The 21,130-nt window shown below is 67.0% G+C and carries 18 protein-coding genes and 2 pseudogenes; 7 read left to right on the plus strand and 13 right to left on the minus strand.

The window, feature by feature from the left end:
- Positions 1 to 358: pseudogene (locus tag CF68_RS02015) on the plus strand (bifunctional UDP-4-keto-pentose/UDP-xylose synthase); the annotation flags it as partial.
- A 207-nt stretch (positions 359 to 565) separates the two neighbouring features.
- Here CF68_RS02015 and CF68_RS02020 read toward each other — a convergent pair.
- The 13 genes and pseudogenes from CF68_RS02020 to CF68_RS02080 form a co-directional block, all read right to left on the minus strand.
- Entirely contained in the window at positions 566 to 991 is a 426-nt protein-coding gene (locus tag CF68_RS02020) for an Hsp20/alpha crystallin family protein (RefSeq protein ID WP_035815683.1), read from the minus strand.
- Positions 992 to 1,006: 15 nt separating this feature from the next.
- Entirely contained in the window at positions 1,007 to 1,447 is a 441-nt protein-coding gene (locus CF68_RS02025; protein ID WP_035815684.1) for an Hsp20/alpha crystallin family protein, read from the minus strand.
- Positions 1,448 to 1,673: 226 nt separating this feature from the next.
- Positions 1,674 to 2,810, minus strand: coding sequence for an alpha/beta fold hydrolase (locus CF68_RS02030; RefSeq protein ID WP_051591361.1), 1,137 nt, complete (start codon positions 2,808 to 2,810; stop codon positions 1,674 to 1,676).
- Between the two features lie 67 nt (positions 2,811 to 2,877).
- Positions 2,878 to 3,283, minus strand: a pseudogene (locus CF68_RS02035) (hypothetical protein).
- A gap of 211 nt (positions 3,284 to 3,494) precedes the next feature.
- Positions 3,495 to 3,899, minus strand: a complete 405-nt coding sequence (locus tag CF68_RS02040) for a hypothetical protein (RefSeq protein ID WP_035815685.1) — start codon at positions 3,897 to 3,899, stop codon at positions 3,495 to 3,497.
- A gap of 278 nt (positions 3,900 to 4,177) precedes the next feature.
- Positions 4,178 to 6,076 carry a potassium transporter Kup gene (locus tag CF68_RS02045; protein WP_035815686.1) on the minus strand — a complete coding sequence of 633 codons (1,899 nt, stop codon included), beginning with the start codon at positions 6,074 to 6,076 and terminating at the stop codon, positions 4,178 to 4,180.
- A gap of 319 nt (positions 6,077 to 6,395) precedes the next feature.
- Positions 6,396 to 7,121, minus strand: a complete 726-nt coding sequence (locus tag CF68_RS02050; protein WP_035815687.1) for an ABC transporter ATP-binding protein — start codon at positions 7,119 to 7,121, stop codon at positions 6,396 to 6,398.
- Positions 7,118 to 7,888, minus strand: coding sequence for an ABC transporter ATP-binding protein (locus tag CF68_RS02055; protein ID WP_035815688.1), 771 nt, complete (start codon positions 7,886 to 7,888; stop codon positions 7,118 to 7,120). Before CF68_RS02055 ends, CF68_RS02050 begins: the two co-directional genes overlap by 4 nt.
- A complete protein-coding gene (locus CF68_RS02060; RefSeq protein WP_035815690.1) occupies positions 7,885 to 8,982 on the minus strand; it encodes a branched-chain amino acid ABC transporter permease in 1,098 nt (365 codons plus the stop codon). The genes CF68_RS02055 and CF68_RS02060 overlap by 4 nt, the downstream gene beginning before the upstream one ends.
- Position 8,983: 1 nt before the next feature.
- Positions 8,984 to 9,850, minus strand: a complete 867-nt coding sequence (locus tag CF68_RS02065; RefSeq protein ID WP_011615067.1) for a branched-chain amino acid ABC transporter permease — start codon at positions 9,848 to 9,850, stop codon at positions 8,984 to 8,986.
- Positions 9,851 to 10,131: 281 nt separating this feature from the next.
- Positions 10,132 to 11,334, minus strand: a complete 1,203-nt coding sequence (locus CF68_RS02070) for an ABC transporter substrate-binding protein (RefSeq protein WP_013956428.1) — start codon at positions 11,332 to 11,334, stop codon at positions 10,132 to 10,134.
- Between the two features lie 120 nt (positions 11,335 to 11,454).
- A complete protein-coding gene (locus tag CF68_RS02075) occupies positions 11,455 to 12,291 on the minus strand; it encodes an alpha/beta fold hydrolase (RefSeq protein ID WP_035815693.1) in 837 nt (278 codons plus the stop codon).
- Positions 12,292 to 12,326: 35 nt separating this feature from the next.
- Positions 12,327 to 13,982, minus strand: a complete 1,656-nt coding sequence (locus tag CF68_RS02080) for a benzoate-CoA ligase family protein (protein WP_035815695.1) — start codon at positions 13,980 to 13,982, stop codon at positions 12,327 to 12,329.
- A 270-nt stretch (positions 13,983 to 14,252) separates the two neighbouring features.
- Here CF68_RS02080 and CF68_RS02085 point away from each other — a divergent pair, with 270 nt between their 5' ends.
- The 6 genes from CF68_RS02085 (at position 14,253) to CF68_RS02110 (ending at position 20,979) form a co-directional block, all read left to right on the plus strand.
- Positions 14,253 to 15,212: a helix-turn-helix transcriptional regulator gene (locus CF68_RS02085; RefSeq protein ID WP_035815696.1), complete on the plus strand. Its 960-nt coding sequence runs from the start codon at positions 14,253 to 14,255 to the stop codon at positions 15,210 to 15,212.
- A gap of 106 nt (positions 15,213 to 15,318) precedes the next feature.
- On the plus strand, positions 15,319 to 17,028 hold the full coding sequence (gene boxC, locus CF68_RS02090) for a 2,3-epoxybenzoyl-CoA dihydrolase (RefSeq protein WP_051591362.1): 1,710 nt from the start codon (positions 15,319 to 15,321) through the stop codon (positions 17,026 to 17,028).
- Positions 17,029 to 17,065: 37 nt separating this feature from the next.
- Positions 17,066 to 18,490, plus strand: coding sequence for a benzoyl-CoA 2,3-epoxidase subunit BoxB (gene boxB, locus CF68_RS02095; RefSeq protein WP_035815697.1), 1,425 nt, complete (start codon positions 17,066 to 17,068; stop codon positions 18,488 to 18,490).
- A gap of 43 nt (positions 18,491 to 18,533) precedes the next feature.
- A complete protein-coding gene (gene boxA / locus CF68_RS02100) occupies positions 18,534 to 19,784 on the plus strand; it encodes a benzoyl-CoA 2,3-epoxidase subunit BoxA (protein WP_035815698.1) in 1,251 nt (416 codons plus the stop codon).
- 93 nt (positions 19,785 to 19,877) lie between these two features.
- Positions 19,878 to 20,267, plus strand: a complete 390-nt coding sequence (locus CF68_RS02105; protein ID WP_035815700.1) for an MbcA/ParS/Xre antitoxin family protein — start codon at positions 19,878 to 19,880, stop codon at positions 20,265 to 20,267.
- Entirely contained in the window at positions 20,227 to 20,979 is a 753-nt protein-coding gene (locus CF68_RS02110) for an RES family NAD+ phosphorylase (protein WP_084187005.1), read from the plus strand. The genes CF68_RS02105 and CF68_RS02110 overlap by 41 nt, the downstream gene beginning before the upstream one ends.
- Positions 20,980 to 21,130: the final 151 nt, after the last annotated feature.

The following is a 21,130-nucleotide window of genomic DNA, read 5'->3' on the forward strand; positions in this document are numbered from 1 at the left end:
CGCGCTGATGCGCATCATCGAGAATCCCAACGGCGTGGCCAGCGGCAAGATCTACAACATCGGCAACCCGGGCAATATCCACTCGGTGCGCGAGCTGGCCGAGATGATGCTGAAGATGGCGGCCGACTATCCGGAATATGCGGAGGAAGCGCGCAAGACGCGGATCATCGAGACCTCATCGGGCGACTTCTACGGCAAGGGCTACCAGGACGTGCAGCACCGCGTGCCGAAGATTGGCAACACGATCGAAGAGCTGGGGTGGGAACCGAGGATAGGGATGGAGGCAGCGCTGCGGCGGATCTTCGAAGCGTATCGCACGCACGTGACGGAGGCGCGGACGCTGGTGAACCAGGGGTAAGGGTGCACCAAAGCCGCCCGAACTAGCCTAAGCAAGGTGTACTCCCTCTCCCCTCAGGGGGAGAGGGACCGGGGTGAGGGGTGGGCTAGCAAGGAACCACATCAAGCGGGGCCAATGGTATTAACCCACGAGCCTCAGCCTTTGACCCGCCTGCCCTCACCCCCTGCCCCTCTCCCGCAAGCGGGAGAGGGGAGCACACCCGCAGCCTCAGCCGACCGACACCTCGATCCGCCGCGGCCTCGCTTCCTCCCTGCGCGGGATCGTCAGCTTCAGCACGCCGTCCTGCAGATTGGCCTCGATGCGCGAAGCGTCGAGATCCGGGCTGAGCGTAAACGTACGCGCATAGCGCGGCTGCCGAATCTCGGCAAGCTGCACGCGCAGGCTCGCGGGCGTCGGCACGACGGCTTCGCCTTCGATGCGCAGGCTGCTGTCGTGCACGTTGACCTCGAGGTTCTCGCGCGACACGCCGGGCAGATCCGCCCACAGCGTGACCCCGGCGGAGGTCTCGTAGATATCGACCGCGGGCACCAGCGTCATGGCCTGGCTTTCCGCGCGGCGTTGCGCGACGGCGCCCTGGTCACCTTGGCCGCTTGTGTTCTGGTCGCGCTGGACGACCTGGTTCGAATCGCTCATGGCTTCCTCCTCACGTTAGCTGACGGTGATCGCGCGCGGACGCGACACTTCGCGCTTGCCTACGCTGATCGACAGGCAGCCGTTGGTATAGCGTGCCTGTACCTTGTCGGGATCGGCCGACTGCGGCAATTCGATCACGCGGCGGAAGCTGCCGAAGAAGCGCTCCTGCGCATAGGGACGCACCTCGGATGCGCCTTCCGGCTGCACCTGGGCACGCTCGCCGCTGATGGTCAGCAGGCCCTTGTCGATCGATACCTCGAGCTGGTCCGTCTTGATGCCGGGCGCGAACACCACGATCTCCACCGAGTCATCGGTCGTGCCGATATTCAGCGGAGGGAACCCCCCGAAACGCCCGGAGCGCAGGCTGGTTGGAAACCCGCCGAAGAGATTCGCCATCTGCCGTTGCATCCGGTCGAATTCACTGAACGGGTCGGTCCCGAAAAAGAAGTCACTCATGGTTAGATCCTCCTTCTATGCAGCGGGGAGGCGCAGGACCCTGATTTAGTGCACCTGGTCTCCTGCCAGGCCGCTGCAAACCAACGGAAAACACGCAGCGCCGCGTTGCCGCGACGACTGGGCAATCCATAATTAGTGCTGTCCCGCGCGGATTTCAAGGGGGGCGGATAGCGGGAGAATCGGACGCTGGCAGGTATCGGCCGCGTCACAGCCTCGGTCCGCGATTTCAGGCGCCGGCGCGATCAAAGCCCGCCTTGCGCGCCAGCACGATCGCCTGCGCGCGGTTTTCCACTTCCAGCTTGGCGAAGATGCTGGTGATGTGGTTGCGCACGGTCTTCTCGCACAGGTCCAGGTGGGCGGCAATCTGGGCGTTGTCGCGGCCCTGCGCGATCAGTTCGACGATATCGCGCTCGCGCCGGGTCAGCGCGGTGAAGGCTGGGTCGCGCACTGGCTCCCCAGCCGGCAGGAACGCGCGCACCTCGTCCAGCCAGCGGAACCATGCGGGCTCGGTTTCCAGCAACAGGTGATTGCCGCTTTCCAGCGGCACGAAGCGCGCGCCGGGAATCTCGCTGGCGATCAGGCGCCCTTCGTCGAACGGCACACGCGCATCGCGCACCGCGTGCAGCACCAGCGTCGGGCACGATACCCGCGGCAGCAGCTTCACCACGTCGATCTCATTGAATACGCGCATGAAGCGTGCGGCGTTCAGCGGCGAGGTAGAGACCCGCTCCAGCTCGTTGAACCATGCATGCTGCTCGGCCGTGCCGCCGGGGATGAACTGGGTGGTGAAGAACTGGCGAAAGGCGGGGTTCTCCTGGCCCCAGCCAAGCTCGGCGAGCTTGTTCATCAGCTCGGCCTCTTCCAGCAGGCGCTGGCTCAGGTTGTCGCGCTTCAGGCGCCCGCGCGCGTAGCCGCCATGCAGCACCAGGTGGCTGACCCGCTCGGGATGCGCGACCGCGTAGGCGACGGCAATCGATGCGCCCTGCGAGATACCCAGCAGCGGAAAATGGTTGACCCCGGTGGCGTCGACGATGGTCTCCAGGTCGCGCAGCCAGGCATCGAAGGACAGGTCCTCGATCTCCCGGTCAGAGAGCCCGCAGCCGCGTTCGTCATAGCGGATCAGCGTATGCGTGGCGGACAGCGCCGTGATCATGTGGCTCCACACCGGGCTGCCGACGTCGAACTCCAGGTGGCTCATCCAGTTGGCCGCCTTGACCAGCGGCGCGCCGCAGCCCGTGATGGCGTAGGCAAGGCGAACGCCATCGCGGCTGGTGCACAGGCGAAGCTGCTGCTTGAACATCGGCATGTCGGGGCCGCGCGGTGCTGGGACGGCCGGCCGGCAGCCGCGGGCCGCGGCCGCCATGCGGGCGCGCCGCGTGACTTCCCTAGCTTAGGCAAAGGATGGGCGGCGCAAAAGCGCCGTCGATCACTCAGGACAGGCATTCCTCGCTGCCGCGTGCATCGCTGCGCGCGCCGTCGCTGAAACCATCGCGAGAACTGATGCGCGTCCCCTCGGTAAAGGGATCGAAGCTTCCCATGCGCGCGCCATCCGTGTACGGATCAGGCTTGCGCATCGCATCCCGGTTCGGATCAAAGCCACGGACCACGCACACTGACATGCTGCCGCGCGCCGCCACGGGCCGCATCGCGGCCTCGGCGGCCGGGCTGCGCGCACCCCCCCTGNCGCGCACCCTCCGTGAAGGCGTCGCGCTGCGCGTTGTGGCGCGGCACGGCAGCAGCCAGTGCTTCGCCATATGCACCGGCGTGGGCGGCATGACTGAACCCGGCGGCGAGTGCGACAGTGGCAAGCAGGGTCTTGGCAAAATTCTTATGCATTGCTATCTCCAACAGGGATGCCGGCGGCATTGCCGCGACAGCACGCCTCATGCGGGCGATCGGCTATAAAACGGCACGGGCCGCACGGGATCGCCTCGAGCCGTGCCAGCCGTTGCCTGGCGCAGGCCGGCTGCCATCCCATCATGGCAGCGGCGCAGCGCCTGACTCCTGGATCAGTGGTATGCGGATGCAGGGAAGCGGCCGCCCTGCGTCAGTGCAGCCATGCGAGCATCGCGAACAGCGCTGCTAGCGACGGCAGCAGCCGCGCCGGACTGCACCCGAGTGCCGCCAGGCACGCCGACCCCCGGTCGGCGGCCAGCCGCACCGCGGCGTGCCAGGCAGCCGGATCCGGTGCCTGGCGTCCGCGCAGGGAGCGCGCCAGCGACAACGCGCGTCCCAGCTCGCGCGCCGGCGCGCCGTGATCGTGATTCAGCTCACGCAGTGAGGCGAGGCACGATTCCCAGTTCGCATGTGAATGACAGAAGACGTAGAGCAGCAGGAGCGCCGGCAGCAGCGGTGGCAGCCACGGCGGCAGCGCCCGTCGCAGCCGACGGATGCGACGGGTACCGTCGGCATGCCGGCTGGACTGGCGAGACCACTGCTGCAACGCGCACATGGCACAGGCTCCTTCTGGAAGGGACCGCCATGAAGGCGGTCAGTGACAAGCTGAGGGTTGCATTGTCTGGCGAGGGGCGGTGCGCACGCATGAGGCCGGTGTCCCGGGTCGGCGTCAGCAATGCGCGACTTCCCGGGACAAGCGCCCCGAGGGACGGGCTGCGGGTGGCGCATCGCAGGCAGGCGGCGACCGCGCAGAAGGCAAAACCCCCGGGTCGCCTGGCGGCGCGCCCGGGGGTTGCTGAGGCTCGACGGAAGCGGGCGCCGGGGCCCGCGCGTTCAGATCTCTACCTTGGTGCCCAACTCCACCACCCGGTTGGCCGGGATCTGGAAGAAGTCCGACGGCTTGGCGCCGTTCTGGTGCATCCAGGCGAACAGACTCTCGCGCCACATCGGCATACCCGGCAGCTTGGACGGAATCACCGATTCACGCGCGATGAAGAAGGAGGTCTCCATCAGCTCGAAGTGCATGCCAAGCTTGCGGTCGGCCAGGTCCAGCACCCTCTGCACATCGGGCGTTTCCTTGAAGCCGTATTCGGACTTCAGGATAAAGACGCCGCCGCCGAGGTCCTTGCTGCTCACACGCTGGTCGTCGTCCACGTAGGGGATGTCACGCGTGACGAAGGTCAGGAACACCACGCGCTCATGCATCACGCGGTTGTGCTTCAGGTTGTGCAGCAGCGATACCGGCACGGCCTCGGTATTGCCGGTCAGGAACACCGCGGTGCCCTCGACGCGGTGCGGCGGGTGCGCCAGCAGCCCGGCGATAAAGGGTTCCAGCGGAATGCCGTCTTCCAGGCTGCGCGCGCGCAGCAGCTTGCGGCCGCTGTACCAGGTCATCAGCAGGAAGAACGTCGCGCTGCCCAGCAGCAGCGGGAACCAGCCGCCCTCGGCAACCTTGAGCAGGTTGGCGGCAAAGAACGCCAGGTCCACCAGAATGAAGCCCAGCCCCACCACCGCGACCAGCGCGGGGTTCCACTTCCAGACGTTGCGCATGCATACCGCGGCCAGGATGGTGGTGATGACCATGGTGGTGGTCACGGCGATGCCGTAGGCGGCGGCCAGGTTCTCGGACTTCTTGAACGAGATCACCACGCCGATCACCAGCACCAGCAGCAGCCAGTTGATCACCGGCAGATAGATCTGGCCGATCTCGGCGGCCGAGGTGTAGCGCACGCGCATGCGCGGCAGGAAGCCCAGCTGGATCGCCTGGCTGGTCAGCGAGAATGCGCCGGAGATCACGGCCTGCGAGGCGATCACGGTGGCGCAGGTGGCGAGCAGCACCATCGGGATCTGCAGCAGCTCGGGCACCATCAGGTAGAACGGGTTCTCGGCGCCGGCCGGGTTGTGCAGCAGCATCGCGCCCTGGCCGAAGTAGTTCAGCATCAGGCAGGGCATCACCAGCACAAACCAGCCGATGCGGATCGGGCGCGCGCCGAAGTGACCCATGTCGACGTACAGCGCCTCGGCCCCGGTCAGCACCAGGAATACCGAGCCCAGCACGATAAAGGCCTGCAGCGCATGCTCCACCAGGAAAGTGATCGCATAGTACGGGTTGACCGCCTTCAGGATTTCAGGCGCCTGCACCAGCTGGTAGATCCCCAGCGCACCCAGCGCCAAGAACCAGGCGGTCATGATCGGCCCGAACAGCTTGCCCATGGTGGCGGTGCCGTGACGCTGGATCAGAAACAGCGCCGCCAGGATCACCAGCGTGATCGGTATCACGAACTGCGACAGTTGCGGCGCGGCGATCTCCAGCCCTTCCACCGCCGACAGCACCGAGATCGCCGGCGTGATGACCGCGTCGCCGTAGAACATGCAGGCGCCGAAGATGCCCAGCATCATCAGCACCCTGGCCTTGCCCGAGCGTGGCGCCACGGTGCGCAGCACCAGTGCCATCAGCGCCAGCACACCGCCTTCGCCGTCGTTGTCGGCCCGCATCACGAAGACCACGTACTTGATCGAGACCACGATGATCATGGCCCAGAACAGCATCGAGATGATGCCCAGCACGGCCTCCGGGCTGAACATGATGCCGTGCTCCTTGCTGAAGCACTCCTTGAGGGCGTACAGCGGGCTGGTGCCGATGTCGCCGAAGACGACGCCTACCGCGCCGAGCACCAGGGCGCGCGTGCTCGGGCTCTCGACAAAATAATGGCTGGTTGTGGATTGGGTCATGAAATTGGGTCTGCTCGACCAGGTCGCCGGCAGGTTTGTTGGCTCTGCCGCGGTCCGGTCCCATCCAGCGCAACAGCTTGCTGCGCCCGTTTCCGGTTCTTCTCGCGGTACTTATTGCATTGCACAAACGCGCGCAATTCTAGATGAACTGTCGACTATCGACCACTGCGGCAAACAGGGATGCCGCTTTCGTGACTTCGCAAGGATGGGAGGGAAGCGGCAGATGGTCAAGCCCTGGGAGAGCAAAACAGCGGGTCCTTGCGCCCGCAAGCAGCGTTGCGGCAGGACAACATAAGCGCCTTATGCGGCGCTTTCAACCTCAAACACCCAGGTAGCGGTCCAGGGCTTCGGGCTTGCCGGCAAGGTCCGATGCGGGGCCAGCCATCACCACCCGGCCCTTCTCCAGAACCACGGCACGGTCGGCGTGCGCCAGCACCGAGCGGAAATTGCGGTCGACCACGACCGAGGCGATGCCGGTGCCGCGCACGGTGGCGATGACCTCCCAGATCTCGCGCACGATGCGCGGGGCCAGCCCTTCGGTGGCCTCGTCCAGCACCAGGCAGTCGGGATTGGTCATCAGCGCGCGGCCGATGGACAGCATCTGCTGCTCGCCGCCGGACAGTTGCTGGCCGCCATGGGACAGGCGCTCCTTCAGCCGCGGGAACAGGTCGAGCACGCGCGCCTCGTCCCAGTCGTTGCGGCCGCTGCAGCCCTTGCGCGCGGCCATCAGCAGGTTTTCGCGCACCGACAGGCTGGGGAAGATGCCGCGGCCCTCCGGCACGTAGGCCACGCCCAGGCGCGCCACCTCGAACGGCTGCGCGCGCGAGACGTCGCGGCCGGCCACGCGGATCTGCCCCTGGCGCTGGCGCACATGGCCCAGCAGCGTGCGCAGCAGCGTGCTCTTGCCCATGCCGTTGCGGCCCAGCAGCCCGACCGTTTCGCCCACGCCCACGGTGAAGTCGACGTCGCGCAGCACGTGGCTGGAGCCATACCAGGCGTTGATGCCGGTGGCCTCGATCATCGGCGAATGGATCGGTGCATTCATGCGGCCTCGCTCTCTTCCTCGCCCAGGTAGGCGACCTGGACCTCATGGTTGGTCCGGATCGCCTCGGGGCTGCCCGTGGCAATCACGGCGCCGTTGACCATCACGGTGATGCGGTCGGCGACCGAGAACACCGCGTCCATGTCATGCTCGACCAGCAGGATGGCGTGGCCCTCGCGCAGGCCGCGCAGCAGCGCCAGCATCCGCGCCGACTCTTCCGCGCCCATGCCGGCCAGCGGCTCGTCCAGCAGCAATGCGACCGGCTGCGTGGCCAAGCACATTGCCACTTCCAGCTGCCGCTTCTGGCCATGGGCCAGGTCGCTGGCAAGCCGGTCCGCCAGCGACGCCAGGCCGGCCCGCTCCAGGGCCTCGTCGGCAAGCGTGGCGCTGGTGCGGCAGCCCTGGGCGCTTTCCCACAGCCGCCACGCGCGCTGCGCGCGCGACTGCGCGGCCAGCCGGCAGTTTTCGCGCACCGTCAGTGGCAGGAAGATATTGTTGCGCTGGTAGCTGCGCCCCACCCCATGGCGCGCCAGCCGCGGCTGCGACCAGCCGGTCACGTCCTCGCCCTTCAGGTGCAGGCGGCCGGACGACGGCGGCAGTTCGCCGGACAGCATATTGATCAGCGTGGACTTGCCCGCGCCGTTGGTGCCGATCACGGCATGGATCTCATGCAGTGACAACGACAGGTCGACGCCCGCCACGGCGGTCAGGCCGCCGAAGCGCCGGGTCAGTTGCTGCGCCTGCAGGATCGGGGTTCCTTGCGATGTCATGCGGCCTCCGTATTGCGGCGCCCTTCGCGGCGGCTGTCCGCAGTGCCCGCGGCCTCATCCGTGCCGGTGCCGGCATCGCCATTGCGGCGTCCGCGGCGACCGTGCCGCAACACCGACGGCAGGCTGACCAGCCCGCGCGGCAGCAGCGCTACCGCAACGATGATGAAGCCGCCCATCAGCAGCTGCCAGTGCTTGGTCAGGGTGCTGAACCACTCCGCCAGCAGCACGAACGAGAACGCGCCCAGCACCGCGCCGGCCAGGCTGCCCACGCCGCCCAGGATCACCATCAGCATGGCGTTGCCGGACTGGTGCCACGACGCGATCTCCGGATTGACGAAGCCAAACTGGATCGCATACAGAAATCCGGCCAGCCCCGCCAGCAGCCCGCCCGCGACAAAGGCGCCAAGCTGGTAGCGGTAGGTGGCGTAGCCGGCCGCGCGCATGCGCTGCTCGTTGTGGCGGATGCCGACCAGCGCGTGCCCGAAGCGCGAGCGCAGCACCAGCGCCAGCACCGCCACTGTCAGCACCAGCCCGGTCCATACCAGCCAGTAGAAATGCGTGGGATCGTTGACCGTCAGCAGGTGCTCGCCAGGCACCGGGAATTCCGGCCGGAAGTAGATATAGGTGCCGTCGCTGCCGCCCGCGATCTTGGTGTCGTGGAAGACGAAATACACCATCTGCGCGAACGCCAGCGTCACCATGATGAAATACACGCCGCGGGTGCGCAGCACCAGCGCCCCCACCACCAGCGCCAGCAGGGCCGATGCCGTCAGCGCACCAGCCAGCAGTAGCCAGCCGTTGCCCGGGCCGGCCTGCGGCGCCAGGATTGCGGTGGCATACGCCGCCATCGCGAAGTACGCGGCATGGCCCAGGCTGACCAGCCCGGTGTAGCCGATCAGCAGCTGCAGCGACAGCGCGAAGATCGCCATGATCATCACCTTGCTGAGCAGCTCGATGTAGAACTTGTTGCTGTCCGCGGTCAGCAGCAGCGGCAGTGCCGCCAGCACCGCGAACGCCACCAGCCAGCCCAGCCCGGTGGCCAGCGTGGCGTTGCGCAAGGAGTGCCGGCGCGCCGGCAATGTCGTCGGGTTCATGTCATCCTGCCTTGAACAGCCCCTGCGGCTTCCACAGCAGGATCACCGCCATCAGCAGGTAGATCAGCACGCCGGCCGCCTCCTGCCAGAACACCTTGCCGAAGGTATCGACGAAGCCCAGCAGCAGCGATGCCACCAGCGCGCCCTTGACCGAGCCGATGCCGCCGATCACCACCACCACGAAGCAGACGATCAGCACCTGCGCGCCCATGCCCGGATAGACCGACGACACCGGCGCGGCGATCATGCCGGCCAGCACTGCCAGCGCCACGCCCAGCGCGAACACGAAACGGTACAGCACCGTGATGTTGATGCCCAGCGACTGCACCATCTCGCGGTTGGTGGCGCCGGCGCGGATCATCATGCCCAGCCGGGTGCGCCGGATCACGTAGTACATCGCCAGCGCCACCACCAGGCATACCGCGGAGATAAAGAGGCGGTACACCGGATAGGTCATGTCGTTGCCGATCGCCAACGCGCCATCCAGCAGCGCAGGCACCTGCACGCCGTGCACGTCATCGCCGACCAGGATGCTGCGCAATTCCTCGAACACCAGGATCAGCCCGTAGGTCATCAGCACCTGCTGCAGGTGGTCGCGCTCATACAAGTAGCTGAAGAAGGCCCATTCCAGCACGTAGCCGAATGCCACCGCCAGCACGATGCCGAGCGGGATGGCGATAAACAGGTTGCCGGTCAGGCCGGCGAGCGTGAAGGCCAGGTAGGCGCCCAGCATGTAGAAGCTGCCGTGGGCGAGGTTGATCACGCCCATGATGCCGAAGATCAGCGTCAGGCCGCTGGCCACCAGGAACAGCAGCAGGCCGTACTGCACGCTGTTCAGGCACTGGATCAGGAAGGAGACGATATCCATGCGGAATGGAAGTTCAGCTGGTTACGGGCAGAGTCGACGGTGTTGGGTGCTCCAGCAGCGCCCGAGCTAGCCTCAGCAAGGTGTTCTCCCTCTCCCCTCATGGGGAGAGGGTTGGGGTGAGGGGTGGTCTAGCAAGGCGCCACATCAAGCGGAGCCAACGGTTTTTTTCAGCACCGTGGCTCCGGCAAGCGCCCGCCCTCCCCCCCGCCCCTCTCCCGCACGCGGGAGAGGGGAGAAAACCCGAGGTGTCGGAAGCGATCACTGGCTCACTCCGCTGCGAATTAAAGCCGGCAGCCGCGCGCAGGATCAGCCAGCGCCTTCACCGCCACCGAGCTGACCTTGTTCTCGCGCCCGTCCACCTTGCGCAGGTAGAAGTCCTGCACCGGGTTATGCGCCTTGGACAGCGTGAAGGCGCCGCGCGGGCTGTCGATCCTGGCCGCGCCCATGGCCTTGTACAGGTCGGCCTTGCGCGTCATGTCGCCCTTCACCGCCGTGGCGCCGGCCGCCAGCAGCTGGGCGGCATCGTAGCCCTGCACCGCGTACACGTCGGGCTGCAGCTTGTAGGTCTTGGCGTAGTCCAGGCGGAAGTTCTTGTCGCGCGGGTTGGTCAGGCCATCGGCGTAATGCAGCGTGGTTTCCAGCCCCTGCGCGGCGTTGCCCTGTGCTTCGAGCGTGCCATCGGTCAGGAAGCCCGAGCCGTACAGCGGGATCTTGTCCTTGAGCCCCGCCGCAGCCCAGTCCTTGACGAACTTGACCGCGCCGCCGCCGGCAAAGAACACGAACACGGCGTCAGGCTTGAGCGACGCCACTTCGGTGATCAGCGCCTGGAACTCGACATTGGGGAACGGCAGGTTCAGTTCCTTCACCACCTTGCCGCCCTTGGCCTCGAACGCTTCCTTGAAGCCCTTCACAGACTGTTCGCCGGCGGCGTACTTCCAGGTCAGCGTCACCACCTTCTTCAGGCCGCGCTCGCCCAGCACCTGGCCCATGGCGTAGCCCGGCTGCCAGTTTGAGAACGAGGTGCGGAAGATATTGGGGCCGCACAGCGGACCGGTGGCCTCATCCACGCCGGCATTGGGGATGATCAGCAGCGTGTTGTTCTCCTTGGCCACCTTGACGATGCCCATCTGCACGCCCGAATGCACCGTGCCGACCACCACGTCGACCTGGTCGCGCTTGACCAGCTTGGTGGCGTTCTCCGGCGCCTTGGCCGGATCGGATTCATCGTCGACCTTGAAGTACTCGATGTCGCGACCGCCGAGCTTGCCGCCCTGCTGCTGCACGTACATGCGGAAGCCGTTCTCGATGGCCGTACCGAGGGCCGCGTAGGTGCCGGTGTACGGCAGCATGAAGCCGACCTTGATCTTTCCCCCTGGCGCAGCGGGTGCGGGGGCCGCCGGCTGCGCGGACGCGCCGGCCATGGCAAAGACGGTGGCGACGGCAAGGCAGGCAGGCGCAAGCCTGCGCGAGGTGAAGCGACGCATGGTGTCTCCTGGTGGTCAAGCCGGTGGCTCGCTGGACCGTTGCCGGTCACCCCTGCCCTTGCCATGTCCCGCACTGGCGCATGCGCCGTGAGGACCCTTCGCAACAGGCGGGAAGCCGAATTATTTTAGGTTTGAAGTATGCAGATTTATATGCCGAACGGCAGCCAGCGTCAACGGTTCTTTTTGGTCCCGATGTGGCGAGTGCCCGCATCGCGCGAGTTTAAGCAAGGTGGTCTGGGGGGCATATCGATGGATACCCTCGATCTGCGCCATGGTGCCGTACTCGTCGTCCTCGCCCTGCACCGCCAGCACCGGGCAGCGCAGCCCGGACAGCAGCGGACGCAGGTCCCACTGGCGGAATTCGGGGTCGAGCCAGATATCGTTCCAGCCCCAGAAGGCCGAATCGACGTCGTCATGATGGCGCGCCAGCCGCTGGCGCAGGTCGGTCTCCAGGTAGGCCTGGCGCGTGTCCGCGATGCTGCGCACCGACAGATCTTCGACCACGATATGCGGCGCCAGCACGGTGATGCCGGCAACCGCCTGTGGAAAGCTGGCAGCGTGGATCAGCGCGATCGAGCCGCCGTCGCTGTGGCCCAGCAGCCAGGGCATGCCGTGCGTGCGGCCGGGACCGATGTCGAGCGCATCGAACAGAGTGGGCAGCACCTCGCGCGCCTGGCGATGCATGAAGTCGGGACGCCATTTTTCGTCATGTGGCCGCGGCGTCGAACGTCCGTAGCCGTAGCGCGAGAACACCAGGCCGCGATAGTCGCCGGCCTCGCAAAATTCGCGCGGAAAATCGCGCCACATGCTGACCGAGCCCAGCCCCTCGTGCAGGAACACCACCAGAGGGCGCTGCGCGCGTTCGGGCCGCAGCCACTGGTACTCGATCCGGATACGGCGCTTGTCGAAGGAAATTTCCACCAGGCTGCTTTGCATGGGCACGTTGTTGTCTTGCATCGGCTCAGAAGGGGTGACCGGCGGCTACGGGCGCATCATTGCGCCGCCTCCCGCGCGGCTTGCTCGCGCTGGCGCAGGCGGAAGCGCTGGATCTTGCCGGTCGCGGTCTTGGGCAGTTCGGGCACGCATTCGATCTGGCGCGGGTACTTGTACGGCGCGAGACGTGACTTGATAAAAGCCTGCAGCTCCGCCGCCATGCCGTCATGCCATTGCTGGCCGGGCCGCAGCACGACGAAGGCCTTGGGCTTGACCAGTTCGTCGGCATCCGTGACGCCGATCACCGCCGCCTCCAGGACCGCCGGGTGCTGCGCCAGCGCGGCCTCGACCTCGAACGGCGACACGTAGATGCCGCCGACCTTGAGCATGTCGTCGCTGCGGCCGGCATAGGTGTAGTAGCCATCGGCATCGCACAGGTACTTGTCGCCGCTGCGCGTCCATTCCCCGACAAAGGTATCGCGGCTCTTGTCGCGGTTGCACCAGTACATCAGCGCGGCACTGGGGCCCTTGATAAAGAGTTCGCCGATCTCGCCGGGCGCGCACGGCTCGCCGCGCTCGTCCAGCAGCTTCAGCGCGTAGCCAGGCACCGGCTTGCCAGTGGTGCCATAGCGCACCGCACCTGGCCGGTTCGACAGGAAGATATGCAGCATCTCGGTGGAGCCGATGCCATCCAGGATGTCGCAGCCGAAATGCGCCAGGAAACGTTCGCCGATATCGCGCGGCAGGGCCTCGCCGGCGGAGGTGCATACACGCAACGCCACCTCGGCGCGCGGCGGCAGCTCAGGCGCCGCCAACATGCCCGCAAACAGCGTGGGCACGCCGCAGAACACCGTGGGCCGCTGCTCGCGCAGCCGCCTGAACACGGCCGCCGGCGTGGGCCGCTCGGCCATCAGCACGGTGGTGGCGCCGACCGACATCGGAAAGGTCAGCGCATTGCCCAGCCCGTAGGCAAAGAACAGCTTGGCGGCCGAGAACACCACGTCGTCCTCTCGGATGCCCAGCACTTGGCGGGCATACAGGTCAGCCGTATGGAACAGGTTGCCATGCGTGTGCACGGTGCCCTTGGGCCGTCCGGTCGAGCCCGACGAATACAGCCAGAACGCCATGTCGTCCGGGCCGCTGCGCACGGCCTGCGCGGCAGAACGCGTGCGCGCCAGCATCGCGCCCACGCTGCACGCCGGCGCGCCATCGGCATGCGGCGCCGCCTGGATCACCATCGGCGCCAGCCCGCTCTTCTCGATGGCGGCCTTCATCACCGGCAGCAGCGGCTCCGACACCACCACGGCGCGCGCGCCGCTGTGGCCAAGCATGTAGGCGTAATCGTCCGCGGTCAGCAGGGTATTGACCGCCACCGGCACCACGCCCGCCAGCAGGCAGCCGAGAAATACCGTGGGGAAATCAATGGTATCGAGCGCGCACAGCAGCAGCCGCTCTTCCTGGCGCAAGCCCGCGTCGCGCAGCGCGCCGGCAAAGCGGCGGGCGCGGGCATCGAGCTCGGCATAAGTCAGCGAGGTGGTGTCGTCGATGTAGGCTGTCTTGGCCCCGCGCCCGGCCTCGAGATTGCGCGACAGCAGGTCCTCGGCAGCGTTGTAGCAGGTGGGCAGTGCCGCGACGGCATCGGTGGCGGGTGGAACAGCCGGCGGCACGGGCGATGCTGCCGCTGGCATGCCGGCGGCGGTATTGGGGGGCGTCATTGTCTCCACTCCTTGGTGTCGCGCCGCGGGGGCCATGGGCGCCGCGCCAACGTCAGTCCAGTCGCTGTTCTGCTTGCCGATGTCCGCCAATGTGCATGCCGGCATCCGCTAGTTGATGCATTTTATTTCATATCAACTATTATGCAAGCGAGGGGATGCACTATAGGACAGGCTTTATCGAACCGACTGCCTGCCGCGTCACTTGGCGCACCAAGGCTGCTCGTATAATGCGCCCTTGCTTTTCCTGCCGGTCAACCCGAAACCACCACCATGCGCCGCGATCCCGCCCCGCTGCCCGCCAACGAGACCGAAGCCGACGCGCGCCCTGCCGGGGATGCGCCCGCCGCAGCCGCCAACGCCGAGCGCGACCCCTACCTGACGCTGCTGGGCGAGCGCATCCGCTCGCTGCGCGCCTCGCGCGGCATGTCGCGCAAGGACCTGGCGCGCGGCGCCGGCGTGTCCGAGCGCTACCTGGCCAACCTGGAAACCGGCACCGGCAATGCGTCGGTGCTGCTGCTGCGCCAGGTGGCGCGCGCGCTCGACGTGCCGCTGCCGGTGGTGCTGGCCGAAGTGGACGGCCTCAACGGCGAGCAGGCCACCGAGTTTGCGCAGATGGTGCAATGGCTGGCGCAGTTGCCCGCGGGCGACCTGGCGCGCGTGCGTGAAGCCTGCCGCCACGCACTGTCCCCCGCGGAATCCGGCGATGCGCGCCACCGCCGTATCGCGCTGATCGGCCTGCGCGGCGCCGGCAAGTCGACCCTGGGCCGCGCGCTGGCTGCGGCCAGGGACGTGCCCTTTGTCGAACTGAACACCGTGATCGAGCAGGAAGCCGGCGCCAGCCTGTCGGAAATCCATTCGCTCTACGGCCAGGCGGCCTACCGCCGCTATGAAATGCGCGCACTGGAGCGCACCCTGCGCGAGCACGACCGCCTGGTGCTGGCCACGCCGGGCAGCCTGGTCTCCGAACCCGCCACCTTCAACCTGCTGCTGTCGCAGTGCTACACCATCTGGGTGCGCACCTCGCCTGAGGAGCACATGGCGCGCGTGGTGGCCCAGGGCGACATGCGGCCGATGGAAGGCAACCGCGAGGCCATGGCCGACCTGCGCCGCATCCTGCAGGCACGCGCGCCGCTCTACGACCGCGCCGATATCTCGATCGACACCAGCGGCAAGGACGCCGCCGCCTCGCTGCAACAGTTGCACGCCCAGCTGCAGGCCGCCGGCGCCTGACTACCCCCGCCGGCCGCGCGCCTGACAAAGACATTGCGCCAGCCGATTCCATGCACTATATTTCATCAAAAGCCGCAAGGCACTATAGTGCATTCAGGAGACAGCCATGTCCGCGCCGGCAACCGCCCCACTGCGCCCTGACCAGGCAACCGCCTCGTCAGACGCGCCCGCACCCGTCACCTTCGAGCGCCATCCCGACCAGTACCACCACTGGAAACTGAGTTTCGACGGCCCCGTCGCCACGCTGGCGATGGACGTCGACGAGGAAGGCGGACTGCGCCCCGGCTACGCGCTGAAGCTCAATTCCTACGACCTTGGCGTCGATATCGAACTGCACGACGCGCTGCAGCGCATCCGCTTCGAGCACCCCGAAGTGCGCACCGTGGTGCTGACCAGCGCGCGCGACCGCATCTTCTGCTCGGGCGCCAATATCTTCATGCTGGGGCTGTCGTCGCATGCGTGGAAGGTCAATTTCTGCAAGTTCACCAACGAGACCCGCAATGCCATCGAGGATGCCAGCCGGCACTCGGGGCTGAAGTTCATCGCCGCCTGCAACGGCACCACCGCCGGCGGCGGCTATGAACTGGCGCTGGCTTGCGACGAGATCGTGCTGGTTGATGACCGCTCGTCCGCGGTAAGCCTGCCCGAGGTGCCGCTGCTGGGCGTGCTGCCCGGCACCGGCGGCCTGACCCGCGTGACCGACAAGCGCCACGTGCGCCGCGACCACGCGGACATCTTCTGCACCACCACGGAAGGCGTGCGCGGCCAGCGCGCCAAGGACTGGAAGCTGGTTGACGAAGTGGTCAAGCCGGCACGCTTTGCCGAGCATATCGCCGAGCGCGCGGCGGCGCTGGCGGCCACCAGCGACCGGCCACAGGGCCACCACGGCATCACGCTGACGCCGCTGTCGCGCACCATCGAGCCCGACGGCTACCGCTACGAGACCGTGCGCGTGCATGTCGATCCCGCCGCGCGCAAGGCCACGCTGACCGTATTCGGGCCCGACAAGCACCAGCCCGCGGATCTCGCCGGGGTGGTCGCGGCCGGCGCGCAATGGTGGCCGCTGAAGATGGCGCGCGAACTCGACGACGCCATCCTGACGCTGCGCGCCAACCACCTGGATATCGGCATCTGGGTGCTCAAGACCGATGGCGACCCGGCCGCGGTGCTGGCCGCCGATGCGCTGCTGCAGGCGCATGCCGGCCACTGGTTCGTGCGCGAGACCATCGGCATGCTGCGCCGCACGCTGGCACGGCTGGATGTGTCGTCGCGCAGCCTGATCGCGCTGATCGAAGCCGATTCCTGCTTTGCCGGCACGCTGCTGGAACTGGCGCTGGCCGCCGACCGCAGCTACATGCTGCACCTGCCCGACGCCCCGGACGATGCGCCGCGCGTGTTCGCCTCCGCGCTCAACTTCGGCCACTACCCCATGCCCAACGGGCAAACCCGGCTGGCGGCGCGCTTCTATGGCGACGAGGCCAAGCTCACCGCGGTGCGCGAGCATATCGGCGCGCCGCTGGATGCGCTCAGCGCCGATTCGCTCGGGCTGATCACCGCCGCGCCCGACGATATCGACTGGGAGGACGAGATCCGCATCGCCCTGGAAGAACGCGCCAGCCTGTCGCCGGATGCACTGACCGGGATGGAAGCCAACCTGCGCTTCGGCGGCGCCGAGACCATGGAAACGCGCATCTTCGGCCGCCTGACCGCGTGGCAGAACTGGATCTTCCAGCGCCCCAACGCCGTCGGCGAGAATGGCGCGCTGAAGGTCTTCGGCAGTGGCAACAAGGCACGCTTCGACTGGGACCGCGTATAAGCGCCAGCCCTGGACCAGACAACACAGGAGACAGCACGTGAGCATCGACTACAGCCAGAAGATCCCCAATAACGTCAACCTGTCCGACGACCGCGCGCTGCAGCGCGCGCTGGAACACTGGCAACCAGCGTTCCTCGACTGGTGGCGCGACATGGGGCCGGACGGCTCGCACAACTTCGATGTCTACCTGCGCACTGCGGTGTCGGTCGATCCATCAGGCTGGGCGCACTTCGACCACGTCAAGATGCCGGACTACCGCTGGGGCATCTTCCTGCAGCCGGCCGACCCCGAGCGCAGGATCCACTTCGGCGAGCACAAGGGCGAAGCCGCCTGGCAGGACGTGCCGGGCGAGCACCGCGCCAACCTGCGCCGCATCATCGTCACGCAGGGCGACACCGAGCCCGCCTCGGTCGAGCAGCAGCGCCACCTGGGCCTGACCGCGCCGAGCCTGTACGACCTGCGCAACCTGTTCCAGGTCAATGTGGAGGAAGGCCGCCACCTGTGGGCGATGGTGTACCTGCTGCACCGCTATTTCGGCCGCGACGGCCGCGAGGAAGCCGAGGCGCTGCTGGAGCGCCGCTCCGGCGACCAGGACAACCCGCGCATCCTCGGCGCCTTCAACGAGCGCACGCCGGACTGGCTGGCGTTCTTCATGTTCACCTACTTCACCGACCGCGACGGCAAGTTCCAGCTGTGCGCGCTGGCCGAATCCGGCTTCGATCCGCTGGCGCGCACCACGCGCTTCATGCTGACCGAGGAAGCGCACCATATGTTCGTGGGTGAATCCGGTGTGTCGCGCGTGATCCAGCGCACCTGCGAGGTGATGCGCGAACGCGGTATCGAAGACCCCGCCGAAGTGCGCGCCGCCGGGGTGATCGACCTGGAGACCATCCAGCGCTACCTGAACTTCCACTACAGCGTCACCATCGACCTGTTCGGCGCCGACCAGTCGTCCAATGCCGCCACCTTCTACAGCGCCGGCCTGAAGGGCCGCTTCGAGGAAGGCAAGCGCGCCGACGACCACGTGCTCAAGGGCGATGTCTACCGCGTACTGGAAGTGCGCGACGGCCACCTGGGCGAGCGCGAGGTGCCGATGCTCAACGCGCTCAATGAGGTGCTGCGCGACGACTACATCAAGGACAGCACGGGCGGCGTGGCGCGCTGGAACAAGGTCATCGAAAAGGCCGGGATCGCGTTCCGCCTGACCGTGCCGCACAAGGCCTTCAACCGCAAGATCGGCACGCTGGCCAATGTGCACGTCTCGCCCGAGGGCCAGCTGATTGCCGAAGCCGAGTGGAAGGCCAACGAACGCAAGTGGCTGGCCACCGACGAAGACCGCGCCTTTGTTGCCTCGCTGATGGGCCGCGTGGTGGAGCCGGGCAAGTACGCCAACTGGATTGCGCCGCCGGCGGTGGGCATCAACCGCCAGCCGATGGATTTCGAGTACGTGCGTTTCAACTGAACCAGAACCACAAGGACAGGCCAGGAGCCACCGGAGACACGCCATGGGCGCCCCCGACATCATCAAGCAGCACCTGATCGATCCGGAAATCTGCATCCGCTGCAATACCTGCGAGGACACCTGTCCGATCGATGCCATCACCCACGATGACCGCAACTACGTGGTCAGGGCAGACGTATGCAACGGCTGCAACGCCTGCCTGTCGCCCTGCCCGACCGGCGCCATCGACAACTGGCGCACCATGCTGCGCGGCCAGGCCTACCCGATCGAGGCGCAACTGCTGTGGGACGAATTGCCGGCCGAGGTGCCGCTGCCGGAACTGGCCGACCTGGGCGAGGCGCCGCAGGCCACCCTCGGCAGCGGCACGGCAACCGGCGCCGCGCCCGACGCCGCCATCCAGTCCGTGGAAACCAGCCGCCACACTTCGCCGCGTGCGCCGTGGTCGGCGGCCCATCCCTATGTGAACCTGCATGGCGTGCGCGCGCCGGTCACTGCGACCGTGGCCGGCAACTACCGGCTGACCGCCGACGACGCGTCCAGCGACATCCACCATATCGTGCTGGATTTCGGCACGCACTTCTTCCCGATCCTGGAAGGCCAGTCGATCGGCATCGTGCCGCCCGGCACGGATGCGTCGGGCAAGCCGCACTACATCCGCATGTACTCGGTGGCCAGCCCGCGCGATGGCGAGCGCCCGGGCTACAACAACCTGGCGCTGACGGTCAAACGGGTCGACCAGGACCACGACGGCAAGCCGGTGCGGGGCGTCGCGTCCAGCTACCTGTGCGACCTGGCCAAGGGCGACAACGTGCAGGTGGTGGGCCCGTTCGGATCGACCTTCCTGATGCCCAACCATGCCGAGGCCAGCATCATGATGATCTGCACCGGCACGGGCTCGGCGCCGATGCGCGCCATGACCGAGCGCATGCGCCGCAACATGGCGCACTTCGGCGGGCGCCGGATGCTGTTCTTCGGCGCGCGCAACGCCAACGAACTGCCCTACTTCGGCCCGCTGCTGAAGCTGCCCAGGGACTTCCTGGACATCCATTTCGCCTTCTCGCGCGACCCCGCCGCGTCGCGCCGCTACGTGCAGGACGCGATCCGCGAGGCCGCGGACAGCGCCGCCGCCCTGCTGGCCGATCCCAACGGCCATGTCTATATCTGCGGACTGAAGGGCATGGAAGCAGGCGTGCTGGAGGCATTTGAAGCGGTGTGCGCCGGCGCCGGGTACGCCTGGCCGGAGATCGAAACCGCCATGAAGGCAGAGGGCCGGCTCCACATCGAGACCTACTGACGCCGCCCCCGCAGTTTGCTGGTCTTTTCAGCAATCACTTCCCTTCTGAAATGCATCGCCTATAATATTTCTGAAGAAACAGGAGTGATGGCGATGCAATCCAGGCGGATTCCGGAAACCGATCCCGCCGGCGGCCCCGACCCCGGCACCACACTGACCAAGGCGGTGATGCGCGCCGCGGGCTTCCTCGGCATCAGCCAGGCCGTGGTGGCAAGCGTGCTGGGCATCAGCACCGCATCGGTATCGCGCATGGCATCTGGCGGCTATGTGCTCGATGCGCACCGCAAGGAGTGGGAATTCGGCGTGCTGTTCGTGCGCCTGTTCCGATCGCTCGATGCCATCCTGGGCCACGGCGACCAGGCCCGCCTGTGGCTGACCAATGAAAACCTCGCGCTGGGCGGCAAGCCCCTTGAAATGATCCGCACAACGGAAGGTCTGGTCCGTGTCGTTCACTACCTGGACGCCACCCGCGGTCGCATCTGAGCGCCGGCAGTTCGCGCTCACGCTGTGGCGGGCGGTGGAGGCCCAGCACGTCGTATCCACCATGCCGCTGGTCGACAGCCTGGAAGAACAGGCTGTGCTGGAAGCCGTGCTCGACGCCGGCAAACCCGCCGTGCCCGCCGAGGCACGCCACCTGCACTACCTGCTGTTCACCCCGTTCCGCTATCCTCCCTCGCCCTGGGGCTCGCGCTTTCGCGCCAGCCAGGACCCGGGCGTGTTCTACGGCGCCAACGAGATCCGCACCGCCTGCGCCGAACTCGGCTACTGGCGCTGGCGCTTCCTCAACGACAGCCCCGCGCTGCCGCGCATCGATGCCCGTGCGCAGACGCTGTTCGAAGTGCGCGTCGACACCTGGGGCGTGGCGCTGGACACACCGCCGTTCGACCAGGACCACCCAACTTGGACCGACCCCGACCACCACGAACCCTGCCAGGCCTTCGGCCGCATCGCGCGCGAGGCCGGCCTCGGCATGATCCGCTACACCTCCGTGCGCGATCCCCAGCATGGCCCCTGCGGCGCGGTGCTGACCCCACGCGCGTTCTCCCACCCGGCGCCGCTGGCCACCACCACCTGGATGCTGACAGTACGCCGCGATCGCGTGATCTGGCAGCGCGACGACCTGCAGCAACGCGACAGCTTCGAGTTCGAAGCCGCGCTGTGGCAGCGCACAACCGATAGCGCTGGCAAGGGCTGAACCTCTGCCCCGTGCCGGCGATCTAATCGTTATGGCAGGCGGCAATGCTCACCGCTGGAAGGTATTTTTAAACAGGTGTTGCATTGCGCAACCAGATGCCATATAATCTTTTCTTCGACGGACGCGGGGTGGAGCAGTTGGCAGCTCGTCG

Origin of the sequence: Cupriavidus sp. SK-4, from assembly GCF_000611125.1 — a bacterium.
Taxonomy (GTDB): domain Bacteria; phylum Pseudomonadota; class Gammaproteobacteria; order Burkholderiales; family Burkholderiaceae; genus Cupriavidus; species Cupriavidus necator.

Excerpts from the sequence above, each read along its gene's own strand:
- CF68_RS02070 (WP_013956428.1), bottom strand. The coding sequence starts at position 11,334 with ATGCGTCGCTTCACCTCGCGCAGGCTTGCGCCTGCCTGCCTTGCCGTC.
- CF68_RS02075 (WP_035815693.1), bottom strand. The coding sequence starts at position 12,291 with ATGCAAGACAACAACGTGCCCATGCAAAGCAGCCTGGTGGAAATTTCC.
- CF68_RS02080 (WP_035815695.1), bottom strand. The coding sequence starts at position 13,982 with ATGACGCCCCCCAATACCGCCGCCGGCATGCCAGCGGCAGCATCGCCC.
- CF68_RS02050 (WP_035815687.1), bottom strand. The coding sequence starts at position 7,121 with ATGAATGCACCGATCCATTCGCCGATGATCGAGGCCACCGGCATCAAC.
- CF68_RS02065 (WP_011615067.1), bottom strand. The coding sequence starts at position 9,850 with ATGGATATCGTCTCCTTCCTGATCCAGTGCCTGAACAGCGTGCAGTAC.
- boxC (WP_051591362.1), top strand. The coding sequence starts at position 15,319 with ATGTCCGCGCCGGCAACCGCCCCACTGCGCCCTGACCAGGCAACCGCC.
- CF68_RS02055 (WP_035815688.1), bottom strand. The coding sequence starts at position 7,888 with ATGACATCGCAAGGAACCCCGATCCTGCAGGCGCAGCAACTGACCCGG.
- CF68_RS02045 (WP_035815686.1), bottom strand. The coding sequence starts at position 6,076 with ATGACCCAATCCACAACCAGCCATTATTTTGTCGAGAGCCCGAGCACG.
- CF68_RS02060 (WP_035815690.1), bottom strand. The coding sequence starts at position 8,982 with ATGAACCCGACGACATTGCCGGCGCGCCGGCACTCCTTGCGCAACGCC.
- CF68_RS02030 (WP_051591361.1), bottom strand. The coding sequence starts at position 2,810 with ATGGCGGCCGCGGCCCGCGGCTGCCGGCCGGCCGTCCCAGCACCGCGC.
- boxA (WP_035815698.1), top strand. The coding sequence starts at position 18,534 with ATGGGCGCCCCCGACATCATCAAGCAGCACCTGATCGATCCGGAAATC.
- CF68_RS02085 (WP_035815696.1), top strand. The coding sequence starts at position 14,253 with ATGCGCCGCGATCCCGCCCCGCTGCCCGCCAACGAGACCGAAGCCGAC.
- CF68_RS02025 (WP_035815684.1), bottom strand. The coding sequence starts at position 1,447 with ATGAGTGACTTCTTTTTCGGGACCGACCCGTTCAGTGAATTCGACCGG.
- CF68_RS02040 (WP_035815685.1), bottom strand. The coding sequence starts at position 3,899 with ATGTGCGCGTTGCAGCAGTGGTCTCGCCAGTCCAGCCGGCATGCCGAC.
- CF68_RS02105 (WP_035815700.1), top strand. The coding sequence starts at position 19,878 with ATGCAATCCAGGCGGATTCCGGAAACCGATCCCGCCGGCGGCCCCGAC.
- CF68_RS02020 (WP_035815683.1), bottom strand. The coding sequence starts at position 991 with ATGAGCGATTCGAACCAGGTCGTCCAGCGCGACCAGAACACAAGCGGC.